This is a genomic window from Microbacterium sp. GbtcB4 (assembly GCF_019091465.1).
Taxonomy (GTDB): Bacteria; Actinomycetota; Actinomycetes; order Actinomycetales; family Microbacteriaceae; genus Microbacterium; species Microbacterium paraoxydans.
Window position 1 is genome coordinate 306,233 of record NZ_JAGXJJ010000005.1, and the last position, 20,115, is coordinate 326,347.

The following is a 20,115-nucleotide window of genomic DNA, read 5'->3' on the forward strand; positions in this document are numbered from 1 at the left end:
CCAGGATGGGGGGATGCACACCGCGAACCTGACCCGTGAGGAGACCGCGGCGCGATCCGCTGCGATCACCCTGCACCGCATCCGCGTCGAGCTGGACCTGACCGGAGCCCCCGAGCGGGCGCGCACGGGTTTCCCGACCACGACCGTGCTGGAGTTCGATGCGACCGTCCAGAGCACGTGGCTGGACTTCATCGGCGAAGAGGTCCTCCGCGTTGAAGTGAACGGCGAGGAGCGGGACGTCGTCTACGACGGCGCGCGCCTGACGATCGACGGCCTCGCTGCCTCGAACGTCGTCCTGGTCGAGGCGGTCGGTGCCTACAGCCGGTCGGGGGAGGGCCTGCACCGGTTCCACGACCCGGCGGACGATCGCACCTACCTTTACACCCAGTACGAGCCCGCGGACTCCCGCCGGGTGATGGCCTGCTTCGAGCAGCCGGACATGAAGGCGGAGTACACCTTCGTCGTCGACGCGCCGTCCGGGTGGGAGGTGCTCTCGAACCAGTCGCCGGCTCACGTCGACCTCGGCGTCGGCGTGCAGCGGGTGCAGTTCGCTCCCACGCTGCCGATCTCGAGCTACATCACGGCGGTCGCAGCCGGCCCGTATGCCCGCGTCGACGGGGAGTGGACCAGAGACGAACAGCGGGTCGCCCTCGGGGTGTTCGTCCGCCGCTCGCTCGTCGATCACCTCGAGGCCGACGAGATCCTCGAGGTCACCCGGCAGGGGCTCGACTTCTTCACCGACGCCTTCGCCTATCCCTATCCGTGGGGCAAGTACGACCAGATCTTCGTCCCCGAGTACAACCTCGGTGCGATGGAGAATCCCGGTCTGGTCACCTTCACGGAGGGCTACCTCTCGCGCGGCGCCGCCACCGAGGCGCAGCGGGCGAGCCGGGCCAACACGATCCTCCACGAGATGGCGCACATGTGGTTCGGCGACCTCGTCACGATGACGTGGTGGGACGACCTCTGGCTCAAGGAGTCGTTCGCCGACTACATGGGCTCGCACGCCTCGGCGGTGGCCACCCGGTTCCACGACGCCTGGGTGACGTTCGCCATGCGGCGCAAGGCCTGGGCCTACCAGCAGGACCAGCTCCCCACGACGCATCCCATCGTCGCCGACATCCCCGACCTCGAGGCCGCGAAGCTGAACTTCGACGGCATCACCTACGCCAAGGGCGCTTCGGTGCTGAAGCAGCTCGTCGCGTTCGTGGGCGATGACGCCTTCTTCGAGGGGGCTCGCCGTTACTTCGCCGCCAACGCCTTCGGCAACACCACTCTCGACGACTTCCTCGTCGAGCTCAGCGCGGTGTCCGGGCGGGACATGACCGACTGGGCAGCCGCCTGGCTGCAGACGACGGGCGTCTCGACGATCTGGACGGAGACCGACGACGATGGAGGACACCACCTCGTGCAGGACGATGTGCGTCCGCACCGCCTGCGGATCGGGCTGTACGACCGCGTGGACGGCCGCATCGTGCGGCGGGAGCAGCGGGAGCTGGACCTGATCGGGGAGCGCGTCGACATCGACCTCCCCGAGGCCGATCTCGTGCTGCTCAACGACGACGACCTCACCTATGCGAAGGCGCGCCTCGACGAGCGGTCGTTGCGCACCGTCGAGGAGTCCCTCTCCGACATCGAGGACCCGCTCGCCCGTGCGCTCGTGTGGTCGTCGCTGTGGAACGCGACCCGCGACGGCGAGCTCGACGCGGCCCGCTTCGTCGCGATCGTGCGGGCGCACGCGCCGCGGGAGTCGAACGGCGGTCTGCTGGCCGCAGCGCTCCTCGACGCCGCTTTCGCGCTGCGGCATTTCGTCCGCGACGACCGACGCGACGCGGAGCAGCGCGCTTGGACCGAAGCCACGTGGTCGGCGCTGCAGCAGGCGGACGCCGGCAGCGACGCCCAGCTCTCCTGGGCGCGCGCGCTGGCGGCGGCCTCGGCCTTCGACGACATCCATCACGCCGAGGTCCGTGCCCTGCTCGACGGCGATGTGCCCGAGGGGCTCGTCGTGGATCCCGACCTGCGCTGGCAGCTCCTCACGGCCCTCGTGACGACCGGCCGCGCCGATCTCACGGACATCGCCGCGGAGGAGGAGCGGGACGACACCGGCGACGGACGCACCGCCGCCCGCCGCGCTCGTGCCTCCGTGCCCGACGCGACGGTGCGCGCGGCCGCCTGGACGGCCGCATGGGATGACCGGTCTCTCACCAACGACCACCTCGATGCCGAGATCGCGGGCTTCCGCGCCGGCGGCCGCCGCGACCTCATCGAGTCCTTCGACGAGGAGTACTTCGAGCGGATCGGGACGGCGTGGTCGGAGCGGAGCATCGAGATCGCTCGTCGACTGGTGATCGGTCTGTTCCCCGCGCGGTCCTCGCTGGACCTGGTCGATGCCTGGCTGTCGGCCAGCCCCGAGGCCCCGGCGGCGCTGCGACGACTCCTCATCGAGCAGCGCGACCACCTCGCGCGTGACCTGCGGGTGCGGGGCGCTCAGGACTAGGTCGCGGCCTCCACGGTCATGCCCATCACGGTCCGCACGATCCACGGATGGGCATGGTCATCGGTGATGTGGGTCATGCCGAGCTTCTCCGCCACCCCTCGTGACGCCTGGTTCTCGGGGTGGATGATGGCGGTGAGGAGGGTCGGTGCGAAGGTCTGCGCGACGAGGTCGACGCAGGCGCGCGCAGCTTCGGTCGCATAGCCGCGTCGTTGGCGGTCGGTGCGGACGTGATACCCGACTTCGAGCACGGGGGAGTCGTTCACCGACTGCCAGGTGAGACCGCAGTCACCGAGGAACTCCCCGTCGTGCGTCTCGATGATCCAGAGACCGTGGCCGTCCTCGCGGTAGCGCTGCTGCATGCGCGCGATCCACGCGGCGGCTTCGGTTCGCGACTTCGGCGCCGGGTAGTAGGCCATGACCTTCGGATCCCCGAGGAGCGCCGCCATCTCGTCGAGGTCGTCGGCGGTCATCTCCCGGAAGGCGAGCCGCGGCGTCGGGGCGGGAAGGAGGCGTCGCGATGCCGTCACAGATCCACGGCGTCGCCGGGTTCGAGCACGAGGAACTCGCCGCCGCCCTGCTCGGTCGCCCACTGCAGTCGCTGGCGGTGCATGTTCTTGCCGATCACGGACAGGGTCATGTCGTGCGTGCCGAACGCCCGGCGGGGCTTCACGGCGAGCACGTAGTCGATGGCCTCCCCGATCTTGAGCCACGGGGCTCCGAGCGGCGCGGCGAGGGTGCCGACCTCGACGCCCTCGGGCACCGCATACGAGTCACCGGGGTAGTAGAACGTGTCGTTGACGAGCACGCCCACGTTGTCGATCGTCGGGATCGACGAGTGGATCACCGCGTGCGTGCCTCCGAAGAAGCGCAGGGTGAAGGCGCCGACCTCCACGGTGTCGCCGGGGGAGACGACGGTGACCTCATAGCCCTCCGCCGCCTTCGCCACGCCCTCCGGCCCGAAGATCGGGGTCCCGGCGGCCGCGCGCAGGATCCGGTCGAGGTGCTCCGGCGTCCAGTGGTCGGGGTGCTCGTGCGTGAGCACGATGGCGACCAGTCCGCTGAGATCGTGCAGCGGCGCGGTGAAGGATCCCGGATCGATCAGGAGGGTGTCGTCGTTCTGGTCCAGACGGAGGGTGGCATGTTCGAACTTGGTGACGCGCATGAGACGAGTCAACTCCTTCCCGGGGGCTGCGGCAAACGGAGATCGGCGCGCCACGCCCGGGATCCTGGTTGGAGCGGCCTCGATTTGGCGCCATGAGAATCGCCGTGGCATACTTGAACGGTTGTCGCGGAACGGAAAAGTTCCGCAAGACGGCCCCATCGTATAGCGGCCTAGTACGCCGCCCTCTCACGGCGGTAACGCGGGTTCGAATCCCGCTGGGGTCACACAACACGACGAAAGCCCTCCGGTTCTCCGGGGGGCTTTCGTCGTTCCGAGCGTGCGCGTCAGTCGTCCGCGCGCAGCGACAGGGTCCGGAACGCCCGGGCCTGGAGCGGCACGACCATGAGCGCCATCATCGCGCCACCGGCCACGACGAACGGCACCCAGACGGTGGTGAGGGACGCCAGCGCGCCGAAGCCCGCCATCGCGAGCGGCATCAGGCAGTCGTCGCCGAGCCGGGTGAGGGAGCCCATGCGACCGAGGAACGCGGTGTCCACCGTCGCGGCGAAGGTCGCGCTCAGCAGCACGGAGGCGTAGCCGGCGGTGGCGCCGACGACGGTGGCGGCGACGGCCACCGTCCAGGCGGGGCCGAACCCGAGCGCGACGATGCCCGCTCCCTGGACGAGGAGAGCGCCGAACCCGCTCCGCGCCTCGTGGCGCGGCCGCCATCTCGCGACCGTGGCAGCCCCCACGGCGGCGCCGAGGCCGAGCAGGCCCTCGAAGAGGCCGACCGCGGGAGCCCCCCAACCCTCGTCGTGCGCCCGCAGAGCCAGGCCGATGCCGACGGCGGGTCCCACGGCGAGATTGAGTCCGGAGAGGGCGATGACGAGCGTGCGCGTCGTGGGGTTCGCTCCGAGGTGGGCGAACGCCGCGCCGATCGCCCGCAGGGATGACGTGCGCGGGGCCCGGGCGAGCCGGAACCGCGGACGGAGGGCGATCGCCAGGAAACCGACGACCAGAGCGAAGGTCACCGCGTTCGCCGATGCGCTCCCCGCGAGACCTGCCTGGGCGACGAGCAGGCCGCCGAGAGCGGCGCCTCCCATCGTGCCGAGGCGAGACGCCGTCTGCAGGACAGCCGCGTAGGAGGGGAGGTCGTCCGTGCGTACCAGCTGTCGCCCGATAGTGCCGGCCGAGGGTTCGTAGAACGCGTCGCACACCCCGAACGCCACGGCGGCGGCGAGCAGGACGGGCACGGTGGGCGCATGCGAGACCGTCCACACGGCAGCGGCGACGAGCACCCCCACGCGGACCGTGTTGCAGACCATCATCACTCGGCGGGCATCGGCGCGGTCTGCGATGACCCCGCCGAAGAGCAGCACCATCGCGCGCGGCACCGTGCCGGCGGCGACGATGAGTCCGGCGACGGCGGGGGAGGCGATCTGCACGGCTGTCCACGCCAACGCGATCGTCCACACGGCGTCGCCGGCGTCGGACAGGGCCTTCACGCCGATCCACGCGTGCACCATCCGGTCACGCCGGAACGGAGGGGGACTGGAGAGCTCGACGGGCGGGGTGAGCGCGGTCATCACGGCTCCGTGGGGAACGCGTGGGCGAAGAAGAACACCGGCGTGCGCGCCCGGCCGTCGTCTTCGTCGATCGAGGCCTGCCAGTCCCGCACCACGCCCAGCACGCGCGCGGAGAGGTCGCGCAGTTCCTCCGGGGTCGCCCACGCGGTGGTCTCCGTGTTGGAGGCGTCGTAGTCAGCCACGGCGGGCTCGCCTCGGCGGCGGTGCCAGCGCTGCAGACGGTCGATCTGCATGCGGATGCCCTGCCGTTGTGCTTCCCGGGCGAGCAGGGCATCGGCGGGGGAGTCGGCGAAGTCCTCGACCGACCAGGTCAGGCCCCGCCGTGCGACCGTCCACCAGCTCGTGCGCCGATCGCCGGTCGGGTCGGCTGCGCGCTCGACGATGCCGGCACGCTCGAGCATCCGGAGGTGATGGCTGATGCTGCCGACCTGACTCTCGAGCGCACGGGCGATCGCCGTCACCTGCGAGGTGCCGTACAGCAGGAGGTAGTCGTAGATGCGGCGACGCAGCGGATGGTGCACGGCGGTGATCACAGAGATGTCTTCCACGCTCCGAAGGCTATGCACCGGTGCGGAGACGCACAAGACTTCTTGTATACCCCGGAACGGCGGGCTATTCCTCCGCGCGGGGCGCAGCGGACGCGGCCTTCCTGCGCCGTCGGCCGCGGCGGACGAGCCAGACGACCAGCACGACGACAGCGGTCACCGCGAGCCAGGGGAGGAGGAAGCCGAACGCGATCACCAGGGCGTTCAGCGAGACCACCAGACCGTTCCATCCGGCCCGGAGCCCGTCGCCGAAGCCCGCGGGGTCCGCCGCGGCCGGCGCGTCCGCCCTCGACAAATCCACGGTGAGGGACGACAGGGCCACCTGATCCTCCAGCGCGGCGAGCTGCTGTTCGTACGACTCGAGCTGCGCCTGGCGTTCGGTGAGCGCGACCTCGGCCTCGATGAGATCGGCGACCGTGCCCGACTGGCTCATGAGCTCCGTGAGCCGCTGCACCGAGGCGCGGGTCGACTCCACGCGGGCGCGGAGGTCGATCGCGGTGGCGGTCACGTCCTGTTTCGTGACGGAGGACGAGAGCACCTCCCCGGTGTCGCCGAGGGCCGCGATCACCGCGGTCAAGTCGTCGGCGGGGACGCGGACCGTGGTCCAGCCGTACCCGGAGTCCGTGGGGACCCGCTCGGCGGGGGCATCCGTCGCGAGCGCCTTGCCGACCTCGGTGCTCTCGACGTAGCCGCCGTGCTCGACAGCGAGGTCGCCGATGGCGGCGGCGGCATCGGCGATCTCCTTCACCTGCACCGAGGCCTGGGCCGAGGCGACGATCTCCCTGCCGTCTTCGGCGGATGCCGCGGCGTCCGATCCGATGGCACCGGGCAGGGTCGCCCCCTCGACAGCGCGGTCCGGCACGGCCGACCCCGCCTCGTCGGTCGACCAGCCCACGACGCCGTCCGCTGTGGACACGGACGAGCCGCCCCCTCCCACGGCACCGAGGATCGGCGGCGTCACGAGGACTCCGACGACGAAGGCCGCCGCGATCCCGCCGGCCGTGAGCCACCGGCGCCGTCGTCTCCTGGCGCGCTCTGCGCGCGGCGGAACAGGCGGCCGCTCGCCCTGGATCTCGGTGAACACGGCCTCCTCGATCCGCGCGACGGTCGCGTCGGACACGGGCGGGAGGCTCTGCTGCGGGGTCTGGTCGTTCATGCGTCCCTCACTTCCTTGACGGCGCCGCGCAGCTGAGTGCGCACGCGCGAGAGACGGTTCCGGACGACGGCGTGCGTCACGCCGAGCTCGTCGGCGGCGGCCTGGTAGGCGTAGCCCTCGGAGGCGCAGAGCCGGAAGATCTCCTGGTCGAGCGCGCTCAGGGTGCCCACCTCCGCGGCGATCCGAGCGGCGAGCGCCGCCGTGATCACCTGGTCCTCGACGCTGACGACGTCGGGGAGCTGGTCGTCGGCCGCGTCCGTCGTGTGCGCCTGGTCGCGGCGGCGCTGGCGCAGCCGGTTCGCCGCCTGGAAGCGGCAGATCGTCGCGAGCCAGGGGAGGATCGACTCTCCCTGCAGCTGCAGCCCCGGAAGCTTGCGCCAGGCGACTACGAAGGTCTCCTGCGTCACGTCTTCCGCGTCGGCGACGGCGCCCAGGATGCCATGGGCGATCCAGTACACGGGGCGCACATGGGCGCGATACAGGGCGCGGAAGGCGCTCTGATCGCCGGCCGCCGCCTGGGCGGCCCAGCGCTGGTCACTCGTCTGTGCGGGCATCCTGGTTCCGTTCGGTGTCTCTCCTCGAGAGTGTCGGCGGACGTCCCATCGTCTCAACACGGATCCGGATGCGCATCGTGTGTCGACTTCCTCGTCCCGACGACCTCCACCTCCGGTAGCATGGCCCGGGCGAGAGGGAGTATCCCGAATCCGCGCGTAACGTCATCACGAGCACCGACATCGCTGCTCCGGGCGCGCGCCGCATAACTGCGGGGGAGAGACTTTCGACTCAATCCCGACCCCTCGCGAAAGGTGCACAGCGCCCGTGGACATCCCCGTCTGGTTCGAGATCACGTCGATGGTCGTCCTCACGATCATCCTGATCGCCGACCTGCTCCTCATCCGGCTGCGCCCGCACATCCCCTCCACCAAGGAGTCGACGCTGTGGGTCGTGTTCTACGTGGGTCTCGCGCTGCTCTTCGCGGTGCTGCTGGGGAACGTGGGCGGATGGCAGAACGCCGGGGACTTCATCACCGGGTGGGCGCTGGAGTACAGCCTCTCCGTCGACAACCTGTTCGTCTTCGTGCTGATCATGGCGCAGTTCGCGGTGCCGCGACGTCTGCAGCAGCAGGTGCTCATGGTCGGGATCATCATCGCGCTGATCCTGCGCGGACTGTTCATTCTCGTCGGCGTGACGATCATCGAGAACTTCTCGCCGATCTTCTACCTGTTCGGCGCCTTCCTCGTCTACACCGCCATCCGGCAGGCGATGCCGGAAGGCGAGCACGAGGACGACGTCAAGCGCGAGAACTTCATCGTCCGGCTGCTCCGCCGTCGGATCGACATCAGCGAGACCTACGACGGCTCGAAGATCCGCACGACCGTCGACGGGAAGCGCATGTGGACGCCGATGATCATCGTGTTCATCACGATCGGCGTCACCGACCTCATCTTCGCGATCGACTCGATCCCGGCGATCTTCGAGATCACGACCAACGGCTTCCTCGTCTTCGCCGCCAACATCTTCGCGCTCATGGGGCTGCGCCAGCTCTACTTCCTCCTCGGCGACCTCCTGGACCGCCTCCGCTACCTGCACTACGGCATCGCCGTGATCCTCGGGTTCATCGGCATCAAGCTGATCCTGCATGCGCTGCACGTCAACGAGCTCCCGTTCATCAACGGCGGCGAGCACGTGGAATGGGTGCCGGACATCGACAACATGGTGTCGCTCGCCGTGATCCTCGTCTCGATGACGGTGGCGACGATCGCGAGCCTGATCGCCTCGTCCCGGGAGAAGCGCGCCGAGAAGCGCACGGCTGCGATCCGGGACTGATCCGGCGGGGCGCGGGTCAGAACGCCTGCAGGTTGGCCTGCAGGCCGCCGTCCGCGTACTCGCGGCGGAGGAGCCCGCGGCGGCGGAGGATCGGCACCAGCTCGTCGAGGGTCCGGTGCAGCGTCACGGGATGGAAGTCGCCCCAGAGGAGCACGCCGTCGTTGCCCCACTCGCCGAGCTCCTCGACGAGATCGGCGAATTCCTCCGCGGTACCCACGAAGCCGCTGCGATCACGCAGCCGGCCGGTGCGGGCGAGTGCGGTGAGGTGCGCGCGGAGCGGGGCATCCTCCCCACGATCCCCGATCAGCCGCTGGATGCTCCCACGGGAGACGTGAGCTCCGAAGATCGAGGGGTCGAGAGGGCGGTCCAGATCGAGGGCCGTGAGGTCGGTCTCCAGGTCGCTCGACTGCTTGCGGGCGATCTGCGCGAGCGCGGCGTCGTCCGGGTGGGCGGAGGCGGCCACGATCCGGTCGGCCTCCTCGGCGGACGCCGTGATCACGGGCTGGATCGCGAAGAGGATCTTGACGTCCTCGGCCCGGCGCCCGCGGGCGAGAGCCGCGTCGTGCACCCGCTGCCGATACTCCCGAACCGCCTTCTCGTGCAGGGGAGCGAGCGCCAGCTGGACGTCGGAGTTCGCCCCCGCGAACGCCAGGCCGCGCCCGGAGCCGCCGGGGGAGACGATGGCCGGCTCGCCGTCCGTGAAGGGCAGGGCGTTGAGAGGGCCGTCGAAGTCGTAGTGGGCGCCGCGGTGCTGCACCGGACGCATGCGCGTGCCGTCCGCGTAGACGCCGGAGACGGGATCGGCGACCAGCGCGCCGTCGTCCCAGCTCCGCCAGAGCGCGCGGATGCCCGCGAGCCATTCCTCGGCACGGTCGTACGCCTCGTCGTGGCCGAGTTGCGGGGCCGCCGAGAAGTGCCGGGCGCTGCCGGTGTCGGTGACCACGTTGAGGCCGAGCCGGTGCCCGCTCAGGTGCTGCAGGGTCGCGAACTGACGGGCCGAGGTGTAGGGCAGCGAGGCCGCGGGGTTCACGGTGGGCACCACGCCGAGATGACGGGTCGCCTGGAAGAGGTACGGTGCGAGCAGCAGGGGGTCGTGCTTCGGGCCGCCGAACGCATGACGCACGCGCAGGTCGATCGTGTCCGCCGAGCCGAGCGAGGGACTGTCCTCGATGATCACGAGGTCGAAACCGGCCTGCTCCAGGGTGCGGGCGGCCTCCTGGTAGACCTCCGGCCGCTTCCAGTCGTAGTCCCAGTCCAGGGACGGATATCCCCAGCCCTGAGGACCGAAGCCCCGGGCGAGGAACCACCCGAAGTGCTGCAGGCGGCTCATGCCACCGTCTCCCTGACGCTCTCGAGCACCCGCGCGAGGTCGCCGATCAGGTCGTCGACATCCTCGATGCCGATCGACAGCCGCAGCGTGCCGGGGCCGACGCCGAGGACCCGGCGCTCCGCCTCAGTGCGCTGCGCGTGGCTGGTCGTGCCGGGGTGCAGCACGAGCGACCGCACGTCGCCGATGTGCGTCATGTGGGTGAAGACGGACACCTCCTCCACGAAGCGACGGGCCGCGGGGAGGCCGCCGCGCAGTGTGAAGGTGAAGATGGAGCCGAATCCGCCGTCGAGGTAGCGCAGCGCGGTCTCGTGATGAGGATGCGAGGGCAGGCCGACGTAGTCCACGCTCTCCACGGCGTCATGCGCGGCGAGCCAGCGTGCGACGGCGAGGGCGTTCTGCGACTGGCGCTCCACACGCAGGCCGAGCGTCTCGGTGCCCTGGCCGATGAGGAACGCGTTGAGGGGCGAGGGGGACGCGCCGAATCGCGGGGCCACCGACTCCCTGGCGTACCCGATGCGGGCACGGCCGCCGTGCCGGGCGAAGACGCTGGGGACGCCGCCCCGCCCCGGCAGCACGAGGTGCGGGGCGTTGTGCCCGGCGCGCTCCGCATCGAACCGGCCGTCGTCGATCACCACGCCGCCGAGCACCGCGCCCTGGCCCGCGAGGAACTTCGACGCGGAGTGCACGACGATGGCCGCGCCGTGCTCCAGCGGTCGGAGGAGGGCGGGCGTGGCCAGGGTGTTGTCGACGATCAGGGGGACGGCGATCTCGTCGGCCACGGCGCTCACCGCCGCCACGTCGAGCACGTCGTTGCGGGCGTTGGCGAGCGACTCCGCGAACAGCGCCCTCGTCGTCGGGCGTACGGCCTCCCGCCAGGCATCCGGGTCCGTGATGTCGTCCACGAACGTCGTCTCGATGCCGAGGCGGGCGAGGTTGTCCAGGAACAGCCCGCGGGTGCCCTCGTAGATGTGGGTCGAGGACACGATGTGGTCGCCCGCCCCCACGACCGAGAGCAGAGCAGTGGTCACTGCAGCCTGTCCGCTGGCCACGAGCACGGCGTCGGCACCGGACTCCAGACTCGCGAGCTGTCGCTCCACTGCGTGCACCGTGGGGTTGCCGGTGCGGGTGTACCCGAATCCGGTGCCGGTGCCGAAGTGGTCGGCGGCGTGATCGAAGTCGTCGAACTCGAAGCCCGCCGTCAGGTAGATCGGCGTCACACGGGAGGCGGCAGCGGCTCGGCCTCTCGCGGCGTGGACGGCGCGGGTGGCGAAGCGGGCGGTCTCGACGGTCATGCGGGGCCTCTCGGTCGATCGGGTGAGCAACAGAGTGTCACGGCGTGTCTCGGCGTGTCCGAGCGGTGGTAACCTGACGTCATGCGGACCGTGCTCCTTCTTAGCGGCCGCGGCGAGACCTCGATCTGAGCCCCTCCTCGTCGCGGAGTCCATCGTGGGCCGAACCGCCATCCACAGGAGACACGCCATGACCACCACCGCCGGTGCGGATTCCGCACGCCCCAGGACGCTCGCCGAGAAGGTCTGGGACGACCACCTCGTCGTCAAGGGTGAGGACGGCCAGCCCGACCTCATCTACATCGACCTGCACCTCGTGCACGAGGTCACCAGCCCGCAGGCCTTCGACGGCCTCCGCAGCGAGGGGCGCTCGCTCCGCCGGCTCGACCTGACCATCGCCACGGAGGATCACAACACGCCGACGTGGGAGATCGACAAGCCCATCGCCGATCTGACCAGCCGGACGCAGATCGAGACGCTGCGCCGCAACGCCGCCGAGTTCGGCGTGCGTCTGCACTCGCTGGGGGACGCGGAGCAGGGCATCGTGCACGTCGTCGGCCCGCAGCTCGGCCTGACCATGCCCGGCATCACCGTGGTCTGCGGCGACTCGCACACATCCACGCACGGCGCATTCGGCGCGATGGCGTTCGGCATCGGGACCAGCGAGGTCGAGCATGTCATGGCGACCCAGACCCTGCCGTTGAAGCCGTTCAAGACGATGGCCATCAACGTCGAGGGCACGCTGCGCCCCGGCGTCACCGCGAAGGACATCATCCTCGCCGTGATCGCCAAGATCGGCACCGGCGGCGGTCAGGGCTATGTGCTCGAGTACCGCGGCAGCGCGATCCGCGCGCTCTCCATGGAGGGCCGCATGACGATCTGCAACATGTCCATCGAGGCAGGTGCGCGCGCCGGCATGGTGGCCCCGGACGAGACGACGTTCGCCTACCTCGAGGGCCGTCCGCACGCGCCGAAGGGTCAGGACTGGGACGACGCCGTCGCCTACTGGCGCACGCTGCCGACCGACGAGGGCGCCACGTTCGACGCCGAGGTCTTCATCGACGCCGACGAGCTGGAGCCGTTCGTGACCTGGGGGACGAACCCCGGCCAGGGCAGCTCGCTCTCCGCCACGGTGCCGAACCCGGCGGAGATCGCCGACCCGAACGAGCGGGCCGCTGCCGAGCGTGCGCTGGAGTACATGGACCTGACGCCGGGCACGCCGCTCAAGGAAGTGCCGGTCGACGCGGTGTTCATGGGCTCGTGCACGAACAGCCGCATCGAGGACCTCCGGGCCTTCGCCTCCATCATCCAGGGCAAGAAGAAGGCCGACGGCGTCCGGGTGATGGTCGTCCCCGGGTCCGCCCGCGTGCGACTGGAGGCCGAGGCCGAGGGCCTGGATCAGGTCATCAAGGACTTCGGGGCGGAGTGGCGCTTCGCAGGGTGCTCGATGTGTCTGGGCATGAATCCCGATCAGCTCGCCCCGGGGGAGCGCTGCGCCTCCACCTCGAACCGCAACTTCGAAGGGCGCCAGGGCAAGGGCGGCCGTACGCACCTCGTGTCGCCGCTCGTCGCGGCGGCGACCGCCATCCGCGGCACCCTGTCCAGCCCGAGCGATCTGGAGGCCTGATCATGGAGAAGTTCACCACCCACACGGGCATCGCCGCGCCGCTGAAGCGGTCGAACGTCGACACCGACCAGATCATCCCCGCGGTGTTCCTCAAGCGCGTCACCAAGACCGGCTTCGAGGACGCGCTGTTCCACGGCTGGCGGCAGGACCCCGCCTTCGTGCTCAACCAGGCGCCGTACCAGGGGGCGTCCGTGCTCGTCGCCGGGCCTGATTTCGGCACCGGCTCCAGCCGTGAGCACGCGGTCTGGGCCCTTCGCGACTTCGGCTTCAAGGTCGTGCTGAGCCCCCGGTTCGCCGACATCTTCCGCGGGAATGCGGGCAAGCAGGGGCTCCTCGCGGCGACCATCTCCGAAGCGGACCTGGAGCGGTTCTGGGCCTTCATGGACGCTGTTCCCGGCGCGCGGATGACGGTCGACCTCGAGGCGCGCACCGCCGCCATCGGCGACCCCACCGGGGGCGCGGAGGCCGGCTTCCAGGCCGACATCGGGATCGACGATTACACTAGATGGCGGCTCCTCGAAGGGCTCGATGACATCGGGCTCACGCTGCGCAACGAAGACAAGATCGCGCAGTTCGAGGCCCGTCGCGAGTCGTGGCGGCCGCGGACCCTCCCCGTCCAGTGAGACGGAGGGGGCGGGGGAGCCAGGGGTAACCCCGCCCCCGATGAACGAAGTGAGGCCCCGAATGACGACACCCGTGCGCGACGCTCTCTCCGACGACGTCCCCGCGCTGACCGGAGACGTCCTCGCCATCCGTGGAGGTCGTCCGCTGCGCGGACGCGTCGACGTGAAGGGCGCGAAGAACCTCGCCACCAAGGCGATGGTCGCGTCCCTGCTCGGGGAGACCACGAGCGTCCTGCGCGACGTGCCGGCCATCAGCGACGTCGCCGTGGTGCGCTCGCTGCTCGAGGTGCACGGCGTCCGGGTGTCGGAGGGAGACGAGCCCGGCTCGCTGGTGTTCGACCCCAGCGACGTCGAGTCGGCCCATTTCGAGGAGATCGACGCCCACGCGGGCGCCTCGCGGATCCCGATCCTGTTCTGCGGCCCGCTGCTACACCGCCTGGGTCAGGCGTTCATCCCCGACCTCGGCGGCTGCCGCATCGGCGACCGTCCGATCGACTTCCACCTGGACGCTCTTCGCAAGTTCGGCGCGATCGTCGAGAAGCTGCCCAGCGGCATCCGCCTCTCGACGGGAGGGACCCGCCTGCACGGCGCGAACATCCACCTGCCCTACCCGAGCGTCGGCGCCACGGAGCAGGTGCTCCTCACCGCGGTGCGCGCCGAGGGCATCACCGAACTCCGCAACGCGGCGATCGAGCCGGAGATCATGGACCTGATCGCCGTCCTGCAGAAGATGGGCGCGATCATCTCCTACGAGCCGAACCGCGTCATCCTCATCGAGGGCGTCGAGAAGCTCCGCGGTTACGACCACCGGTCGATCTTCGACCGCAACGAGGCGGCCTCGTGGGCGTCGGCCGCTCTGGCCACGGACGGCGAGATCTTCGTCGGCGGTGCCAAGCAGCAGGAGATGCTCACCTTCCTCAACGTCTTCCGCAAGGCGGGCGGCTGGTTCGACATCCAGGAGGACGGCATCCTCTTCCGTCGCGACGGCGACATCAAGCCGGTCGTGATCGAGACCGACGTGCACCCGGGCTTCATGACCGACTGGCAGCAGCCGCTCGTCGTCGCGCTCACCCAGGCGCACGGCCGCTCGGTCGTGCACGAGACCGTGTACGAGAACCGGATGGGCTTCACCGAGGCGCTGGTCAAGATGGGCGCCGACATCGTCGTGCACCCGCGCGGTCTGCAGGACGGGCCCCGGCGCGTGCCGCGTCGTGATCTGGAGCAGGCAGCCGTCATCACCGGTCCCACCCCTCTGCACGGCGCCGACATCGTGGTGCCCGACCTCCGCGGCGGCTACAGCCATGTGATCGCGGCCCTGACGGCCACGGGCGAGTCGAAGGTGTCGGGCGTCGACATCCTGAGCCGCGGATACGAGAAGTTCCTCGCCAAGCTCGACGCGCTCGGCGCCGACTTCGACGTCCTCCGGTGAGCCCCATGGCTTCCCGGTCTCCGGAGAAGACGCGGCCGAGCGTGTTCTGGCCGCTCGCGGCGATCGTCGTCCCGCTGGTGTCGCTGATCGCGAAGGTCCGCATCATCGGTGCGGAGAAGCTCCCGCGAGAGGGCGCGTTCGTCCTGGCCCCGAACCACTACTCGGAGTTCGACCCGCTGATCGTCGCCTTGGCGGTCTGGCGGATCGGGCGCGCTCCGCGGTTCATGGCCAAGGAGAGCCTCTTCCGCGTGCCGGTGCTCGGGTGGTTCCTGCGCAAGACGGGGATGATCCCGGTCGCGCGCACCTCGTCGGCGTCGTCCGCGAAGCAGACGATGGCCCAGTCGGCAGCTCTCGTGGAGCACGGCCGCGGCGTGATCGTGTACCCGGAGGGCACGCTCACCCGTGACCCCGACATGTGGCCGATGCGCGGCAAGTCGGGGGCGGTGCGGCTCGCCCTCGCCGACGGCATCCCGCTGATCCCGATGGCTCAGTGGGGGACCCAGGCGATCATGGGGCGCTACCAGAAGGGGCTGAGCCTCTGGCCGCTCCGGAAGCCCGTCACCGTCATCGTCGGCGACCCCGTCGACGTCTCCGATCTCCGCGGCCGCGCGGGTGAGCCGGCGGCGCTGACGGAAGCGACCAACCGACTCATGAACGCGATCACCGCGCTGCTGGAGCAGGTGCGCGGCGAGAAGGCCCCCGCGGAGCGCTGGAACCCGGCGAGCCACGGCCAGAAGGAGACCGGACGCCTTGACCCCTAAGAGAACCGCGCCGGCCGGACCCCGCGTCGCCGTGATCGGCGCCGGCAGCTGGGGCACCACGTTCGGCAAGATCCTCGCCGACGGCGGCGCCCACGTGACGATGTGGGCGCGCCGGGCCGAGCTCGCGCATGAGATCGACGAGGCGAAGCGCAACTCGCGTTACCTGCCGGGCATCAACCTGCCCCGCACGATGGCGGCCACGCACGAGCTGGCGACCGCGCTCGACGGCGTCGACCAGGTGTACCTGTCCGTGCCGAGCCAGTCGCTGCGGGAGAACCTCAAGGCACTGCGCCCGTTGATCGCCTCGGGCGACGCCAAGATCGTCAGCCTCATGAAGGGCGTCGAGCGGGGCACCGGGCTGCGCATGAGCCAGGTCATCCAGCAGGAGCTGCAGTGCGATCCCGACCGGATCGCCGTGGCCTCCGGACCGAATCTCGCCCTGGAGATCGCGCGGGAGCAGCCGACCGCGGCCGTGATCTCGTCGCGCAGCCAGGAGACCGCGGACGTCGTGGCTCGGGCCGCGCGCAACTCCTACTTCCGGACGTTCGTGAACACGGACGTCATCGGCACGGAGTTCGGCGGAGTGCTCAAGAACCTCATCGCCGTCGCCATCGGCATCGTCGACGGCGTCGGCTACGGCGAGAATACCAAGGCGTCGATCATCACCCGCGGCCTCGTCGAGATGACCGACTTCGCGGTCGCGAACGGCGCCCAGCCGGAGACCCTGCAGGGGCTGGCCGGTCTCGGCGACCTCATCGCGACCTGCCAGTCGCCCCTGAGCCGCAACAACACCGCCGGGCGGCTGCTCGGGCAGGGCTACAGCTTCCAGGACGTCGTGAAGCAGATGCAGCAGACGGCCGAGGGGCTCGCCTCGGTCGCGCCGGTGCTGCAGCTCGCTCGCGAAGCCGATGTGCACATGCCGATCGTCGAGCAGGTGAAGATGGTGCTCGACGGCAAGATGGATCCCCGGGACATCGCCCCGCATCTCACGACGGACGACGACACCCCGCAGGGGGAGAGGACCAACCATGGACAAGCAGACGGTGGTGGTGCTCTTCGGAGGGCGCTCCAGCGAGCATTCGATCAGTTCCGCAACGGCGGGGGGAGTGCTGGGCGCGATCGATCGTGACCGGTATGCCGTGATCCCGGTGGGGATCACCCGCGAGGGTGCCTTCGTCCTCGAGGACGACGACCCGGCGAAGTTCCCGCTCGACGCCGCGCATCTCCCGGAGGTCGTCGACAACGGCACCCGGGTGCTCTGGCCGGAACCCGGGGGCGACCGCACCCTGCGGGTCGTGCATCCGGGCGGCGAGACCGAGGGACTCGGCGAGATCGACGTCGTGCTGCCGATCCTGCACGGACCGCACGGCGAGGACGGCACGATCCAGGGCTACTTCGACACGCTCGAGGTGCCCTACGCCGGGGGCGGCGTGCTCGACTCGGCGCTGTGCATGGACAAGCACTTCATGAAGATCGCCCTGCAGGCCGCCGGGATCGCGGTGGCGCCGGGTGTGACCGTGCGCCGTCGTGAGTGGGATGCGGATCCCGATGCCCTCCGCGCCCGCGCCGCCGACTTCGGCCTGCCCGTCTTCGTCAAGCCCGCTCGCGCCGGGTCGAGCGTCGGCGTCTCGAAGGTGTCGGCGCCGGAGGAACTCGACGCCGCCCTCACCATCGCGTTCGCCGAGGACGACAAGGTGCTCATCGAGGCCGGTGTCGCCGGCCGGGAGATCGAGGTGGCCGTCCTCGAGACCGCCGACGGCGTCCGCGCCTCCCTCCCCGGCGAGATCGTGCTGACCGACCGCGGCTTCTACGACTTCGAGGGGAAGTACCTCGGCGGCGACGGCGTCGACGTGGTGTGCCCGGCGGAGCTGACCGAGGCGGAGGTGGCCGCCGTCCAGGAGGCCGGCGTCCGGGCCTTCCAGGCGGTCGACGGTCGCGGCCTCGCCCGGGTGGACATGTTCCTCACCCCGACCGGCGAGCTCGTCGTGAACGAGCTCAACACGATGCCCGGATTCACGCCCATCTCGATGTTCCCGAAGTGCTGGGTGGCGTCGGGACTGAGCTACGGCGACCTCATCACCGAGCTCGTCGAGGCCGGCCTGCGCCGCTGACGTCGTGGTTCCCCGCGCGTGCTCAGCTCGCGGGGAACTCCACCCGGTCGGTGCACTGCGCGGTCGCCGGGGCGAGCCCGGACTGGATGTTCGACGACAGGCTGTCGACGATCGACTGGAAGTCGACCTGCTCGCCGCGGCGGATGATCACCTCGATGGCCGGTTCCCGACCGTAGGTGACGAGGCGCTGGCGCTCCTCCTCCTGCTCCAGGACGAGCCAGTCGACGCCGCCGAGGGTGGTGCAGACGAGATCGGACGGGGCGGGCGGCTCCACGCCGCAGCGCAGGACGACCGTGGGGTCTCCCCAGGCGCCCGTCGCCTGCGCGTCGGTCCACACGCGCTCGTACCCCCCGACGGTGTCCGGCAGGAGCACGGAGACGTTCGCGCAGGCCGGGTCGTTCGCGTCGGCCGCCGGCTCGAGGTGCACGGTCGTGGAGCATCCGGCGAGTCCGGCGGCGAGGGCGATCGCCCCCGCAACGGCAGCGAGGCGGCGGGAACGAAGCATGTATCCAGGCTACCTTTGACGACATGCCCTCCCGACCCGACTCCGACGATCCGCGCCTGGGAGATCTCTCGGAGGGTCGCATCCTCCGCGCCATCCTCCAGCGCACCGCGCCGGGCGCGCACACGCTTCTCGGTCCCGGGGACGATGCCGCCGTGATCGCCGCCCCCTCGGCATCGGTCGTCGCGACGACGGACACGCTCGTGCACGGGCCCGACTTCCGGCTCGCCTGGACGAGCGGGTACGACCTCGGCTGGAAGGCGGCGGCGGTCAACCTCGCCGACATCGCCGCGATGGGCGCACGCCCGACCGCGCTGCTCGTGGCTCTGGCCGTGCCGCGCGACCTCCGGCTGTCCTTCGTGGAGCGCCTGGCCGACGGCTTCCGCGAGGCCTGCGCCGCGCTCGCCCCCGGGTGCGCGGTGGTCGGCGGCGATCTCACGGTGTCCGAGGTGCTCACGGTCGCTGTGACCGCTCTGGGCGACCTGGAAGGCCGCCCACCGGTGACCAGGGCGGGGGCGCGACCGGGTGACGTCGTCGCCGTCGCCGGAGAGCTGGGTCACGCCGCACACGGGCTGGCCGTGCTGTTCGGCCGCTTCCGGGACGGCGAGACGCCGGTCCCGGTCGATCCCGCGGCTCTCGCACCCGGGGAGAGCGCCGCGGTCGCCGCGCAGCTGCGGCCGTCGCCGCCCATCGGTCTCGGCGTGGTCGCGGCGGCGGCCGGGGCGACCGCGATGATGGACGTCTCGGACGGGCTCGCCCTCGACGCGCGTCGCCTCGCCGAGGCCTCGGGCGTCACCCTCGCGCTGGACGGCGCCGCGCTCGGCGCGAACCCGCAGCGCGCGCTCGCAGGCGGGGAGGACCACGCCCTGCTCGCGACGTTCCCGGACGGCGTGCTGCCGCCGGGTTTCCGTGCGATCGGCGTCGTGCGTCCGCGCGGCGAGGAGGACCTGCTCTGCGACGACGGTCCCGTGGACGTCAGCGGCTGGGATCCCTACCGGGACTGGGACTCCGTCGCCGGTTGAGCGGTCGCGAAGGCGGCGTCCTCGAGGTCGGGCTCCGCCCACCAGAGGGTCGTGTCGCCGTAGGTCTTCTCCCGGAAAACCCGGAGCCCGGCCGCGGCGAAGTCGGGTGTGGACGAACGCCGGGCGCGTTCGACGACCACCACGGCATCGTCGCTGAGCAGCGGAGCGAGGGCGGCGAGGTCGCCGTCCATCGCCTCATCGCCGATGTCGTACGGCGGATCCGTGAACACGAGGTCGTAGGGCCCGGACGCTCGGCCGAGGAACGCCCGGACGGTCGCCTCCTGCACCCGAGCGGTCGCGGTGCCGGAGGCCTTCGCGACGGCCGCGGCGTTGCGCCGCACGACGGCGGCGGCCTGCCGGCCCCGCTCGACGAGGTCGGCGCTCCGGGCGCCGCGGCTGAGGGCTTCGAGCCCGAGCGCCCCTGAGCCCGCGTAGAGGTCGAGCACGCGGGCGTCCGCGATCGCGTCGAGCGACTCCAGGGCGCCGAACAGTGACTCGCGCACGCGGTCGCTCGTCGGCCTGGTCCCGGCGCCGGGGACGTCGAGCCGGGTGCCGCGTGCCGTTCCGGCGATGATCCTCGTCACCCGTTCACGATACGACAGGCCGCGGACGGTCGTGTCCGTGCGGTTCCCTAGGTGCGCGGGTCAGAATCGGGTGGCGTGGCGCGCGGCGTTGACTCTGGCATCGCGCGCTGACGGTCGCGAACGG

At 70.8% G+C, this 20,115-nt stretch carries 19 protein-coding genes and 1 tRNA gene; 10 read left to right on the forward strand and 10 right to left on the reverse strand.

What is annotated here, in order from left to right; genetic code table 11:
• Positions 1-13 precede the first annotated feature (13 nt).
• Positions 14-2,497: an aminopeptidase N gene (pepN, locus tag KVS71_RS10800; protein ID WP_217584513.1), complete on the forward strand. Its 2,484-nt coding sequence runs from the start codon at positions 14-16 to the stop codon at positions 2,495-2,497.
• Here pepN and KVS71_RS10805 read toward each other — a convergent pair.
• Positions 2,494-3,024 (reverse strand): GNAT family N-acetyltransferase, encoded by a 531-nt coding sequence (locus KVS71_RS10805; RefSeq protein ID WP_260981392.1) that lies wholly within the window; start codon positions 3,022-3,024, stop codon positions 2,494-2,496. The two genes, pepN and KVS71_RS10805, sit on opposite strands and share 4 nt — an antisense overlap.
• Entirely contained in the window at positions 3,021-3,659 is a 639-nt protein-coding gene (locus KVS71_RS10810; protein WP_217584514.1) for an MBL fold metallo-hydrolase, read from the reverse strand. The genes KVS71_RS10805 and KVS71_RS10810 overlap by 4 nt, the downstream gene beginning before the upstream one ends.
• 151 nt (positions 3,660-3,810) lie before the next feature.
• Between KVS71_RS10810 and KVS71_RS10815 the strand changes: the two genes are divergently transcribed.
• Positions 3,811-3,883 (forward strand) — tRNA-Glu (locus KVS71_RS10815).
• A 60-nt stretch (positions 3,884-3,943) separates the two neighbouring features.
• On the opposite strand, the gene KVS71_RS10820 is transcribed toward KVS71_RS10815, so the two are convergent.
• The 4 genes from KVS71_RS10820 to KVS71_RS10835 form a co-directional block, all read right to left on the reverse strand.
• The gene (locus KVS71_RS10820) at positions 3,944-5,185 is read right to left on the reverse strand and encodes an MFS transporter (RefSeq protein WP_217584515.1); all 1,242 of its coding nucleotides are present in this window, start codon (positions 5,183-5,185) and stop codon (positions 3,944-3,946) included.
• Positions 5,185-5,733: a helix-turn-helix domain-containing protein gene (locus KVS71_RS10825; RefSeq protein WP_060922890.1), complete on the reverse strand. Its 549-nt coding sequence runs from the start codon at positions 5,731-5,733 to the stop codon at positions 5,185-5,187. Before KVS71_RS10825 ends, KVS71_RS10820 begins: the two co-directional genes overlap by 1 nt.
• A 64-nt stretch (positions 5,734-5,797) precedes the next feature.
• Positions 5,798-6,886 carry a DUF4349 domain-containing protein gene (locus KVS71_RS10830; protein ID WP_217584516.1) on the reverse strand — a complete coding sequence of 363 codons (1,089 nt, stop codon included), beginning with the start codon at positions 6,884-6,886 and terminating at the stop codon, positions 5,798-5,800.
• Positions 6,883-7,440: an RNA polymerase sigma factor gene (locus tag KVS71_RS10835; RefSeq protein ID WP_105949749.1), complete on the reverse strand. Its 558-nt coding sequence runs from the start codon at positions 7,438-7,440 to the stop codon at positions 6,883-6,885. The genes KVS71_RS10830 and KVS71_RS10835 overlap by 4 nt, the downstream gene beginning before the upstream one ends.
• 265 nt (positions 7,441-7,705) lie before the next feature.
• Here KVS71_RS10835 and KVS71_RS10840 point away from each other — a divergent pair, with 265 nt between their 5' ends.
• Positions 7,706-8,713, forward strand: a complete 1,008-nt coding sequence (locus KVS71_RS10840; RefSeq protein ID WP_105949750.1) for a TerC/Alx family metal homeostasis membrane protein — start codon at positions 7,706-7,708, stop codon at positions 8,711-8,713.
• A gap of 16 nt (positions 8,714-8,729) precedes the next feature.
• On the opposite strand, the gene KVS71_RS10845 is transcribed toward KVS71_RS10840, so the two are convergent.
• Positions 8,730-10,043, reverse strand: a complete 1,314-nt coding sequence (locus KVS71_RS10845) for an LLM class flavin-dependent oxidoreductase (RefSeq protein ID WP_060922894.1) — start codon at positions 10,041-10,043, stop codon at positions 8,730-8,732.
• Entirely contained in the window at positions 10,040-11,335 is a 1,296-nt protein-coding gene (locus tag KVS71_RS10850; protein ID WP_217584517.1) for a PLP-dependent transferase, read from the reverse strand. Before KVS71_RS10850 ends, KVS71_RS10845 begins: the two co-directional genes overlap by 4 nt.
• A 187-nt stretch (positions 11,336-11,522) precedes the next feature.
• On the opposite strand from KVS71_RS10850, the gene leuC reads away from it, so the two are divergent.
• From leuC to KVS71_RS10880, 6 genes are all read left to right on the forward strand, one after another.
• On the forward strand, positions 11,523-12,959 hold the full coding sequence (gene leuC, locus KVS71_RS10855) for a 3-isopropylmalate dehydratase large subunit (protein WP_217584518.1): 1,437 nt from the start codon (positions 11,523-11,525) through the stop codon (positions 12,957-12,959).
• Between the two features lie 2 nt (positions 12,960-12,961).
• Entirely contained in the window at positions 12,962-13,582 is a 621-nt protein-coding gene (gene leuD / locus KVS71_RS10860) for a 3-isopropylmalate dehydratase small subunit (RefSeq protein WP_060922897.1), read from the forward strand.
• A 61-nt stretch (positions 13,583-13,643) separates the two neighbouring features.
• A complete protein-coding gene (gene murA / locus KVS71_RS10865; RefSeq protein ID WP_060922898.1) occupies positions 13,644-15,011 on the forward strand; it encodes a UDP-N-acetylglucosamine 1-carboxyvinyltransferase in 1,368 nt (455 codons plus the stop codon).
• Positions 15,012-15,016: 5 nt separating this feature from the next.
• Entirely contained in the window at positions 15,017-15,772 is a 756-nt protein-coding gene (locus tag KVS71_RS10870) for a 1-acyl-sn-glycerol-3-phosphate acyltransferase (protein WP_029989231.1), read from the forward strand.
• Positions 15,762-16,901 (forward strand): NAD(P)H-dependent glycerol-3-phosphate dehydrogenase, encoded by a 1,140-nt coding sequence (locus tag KVS71_RS10875; protein ID WP_060922899.1) that lies wholly within the window; start codon positions 15,762-15,764, stop codon positions 16,899-16,901. Before KVS71_RS10870 ends, KVS71_RS10875 begins: the two co-directional genes overlap by 11 nt.
• Positions 16,801-17,883 (forward strand): D-alanine--D-alanine ligase family protein, encoded by a 1,083-nt coding sequence (locus KVS71_RS10880; RefSeq protein ID WP_217584519.1) that lies wholly within the window; start codon positions 16,801-16,803, stop codon positions 17,881-17,883. Before KVS71_RS10875 ends, KVS71_RS10880 begins: the two co-directional genes overlap by 101 nt.
• Before the next feature lie 22 nt (positions 17,884-17,905).
• Here the strand turns inward: KVS71_RS10880 and KVS71_RS10885 are convergent, their stop codons facing one another.
• Entirely contained in the window at positions 17,906-18,388 is a 483-nt protein-coding gene (locus KVS71_RS10885) for a DUF3515 domain-containing protein (RefSeq protein WP_025103314.1), read from the reverse strand.
• Between the two features lie 23 nt (positions 18,389-18,411).
• On the opposite strand from KVS71_RS10885, the gene thiL reads away from it, so the two are divergent.
• Positions 18,412-19,407, forward strand: a complete 996-nt coding sequence (thiL, locus tag KVS71_RS10890) for a thiamine-phosphate kinase (RefSeq protein ID WP_083370847.1) — start codon at positions 18,412-18,414, stop codon at positions 19,405-19,407.
• Here the strand turns inward: thiL and rsmD are convergent.
• Positions 19,377-19,991: a 16S rRNA (guanine(966)-N(2))-methyltransferase RsmD gene (rsmD, locus tag KVS71_RS10895; RefSeq protein WP_217584520.1), complete on the reverse strand. Its 615-nt coding sequence runs from the start codon at positions 19,989-19,991 to the stop codon at positions 19,377-19,379. The genes thiL and rsmD overlap by 31 nt on opposite strands.
• Between the last annotated feature and the right edge of the window lie 124 nt (positions 19,992-20,115).

What these genes read in the sequence shown, in the direction of transcription:
- KVS71_RS10835 (WP_105949749.1), bottom strand. Translation starts at nt 7,440, where the DNA reads ATGCCCGCACAGACGAGTGACCAGCGCTGGGCCGCCCAGGCGGCGGCC.
- KVS71_RS10880 (WP_217584519.1), top strand. Translation starts at nt 16,801, where the DNA reads ATGGACAAGCAGACGGTGGTGGTGCTCTTCGGAGGGCGCTCCAGCGAG.
- KVS71_RS10850 (WP_217584517.1), bottom strand. Translation starts at nt 11,335, where the DNA reads ATGACCGTCGAGACCGCCCGCTTCGCCACCCGCGCCGTCCACGCCGCG.
- KVS71_RS10830 (WP_217584516.1), bottom strand. Translation starts at nt 6,886, where the DNA reads ATGAACGACCAGACCCCGCAGCAGAGCCTCCCGCCCGTGTCCGACGCG.
- KVS71_RS10810 (WP_217584514.1), bottom strand. Translation starts at nt 3,659, where the DNA reads ATGCGCGTCACCAAGTTCGAACATGCCACCCTCCGTCTGGACCAGAAC.
- KVS71_RS10870 (WP_029989231.1), top strand. Translation starts at nt 15,017, where the DNA reads ATGGCTTCCCGGTCTCCGGAGAAGACGCGGCCGAGCGTGTTCTGGCCG.
- leuC (WP_217584518.1), top strand. Translation starts at nt 11,523, where the DNA reads ATGACCACCACCGCCGGTGCGGATTCCGCACGCCCCAGGACGCTCGCC.
- leuD (WP_060922897.1), top strand. Translation starts at nt 12,962, where the DNA reads ATGGAGAAGTTCACCACCCACACGGGCATCGCCGCGCCGCTGAAGCGG.
- KVS71_RS10845 (WP_060922894.1), bottom strand. Translation starts at nt 10,043, where the DNA reads ATGAGCCGCCTGCAGCACTTCGGGTGGTTCCTCGCCCGGGGCTTCGGT.
- murA (WP_060922898.1), top strand. Translation starts at nt 13,644, where the DNA reads ATGACGACACCCGTGCGCGACGCTCTCTCCGACGACGTCCCCGCGCTG.
- pepN (WP_217584513.1), top strand. Translation starts at nt 14, where the DNA reads ATGCACACCGCGAACCTGACCCGTGAGGAGACCGCGGCGCGATCCGCT.
- thiL (WP_083370847.1), top strand. Translation starts at nt 18,412, where the DNA reads ATGCCCTCCCGACCCGACTCCGACGATCCGCGCCTGGGAGATCTCTCG.
- KVS71_RS10820 (WP_217584515.1), bottom strand. Translation starts at nt 5,185, where the DNA reads ATGACCGCGCTCACCCCGCCCGTCGAGCTCTCCAGTCCCCCTCCGTTC.
- KVS71_RS10885 (WP_025103314.1), bottom strand. Translation starts at nt 18,388, where the DNA reads ATGCTTCGTTCCCGCCGCCTCGCTGCCGTTGCGGGGGCGATCGCCCTC.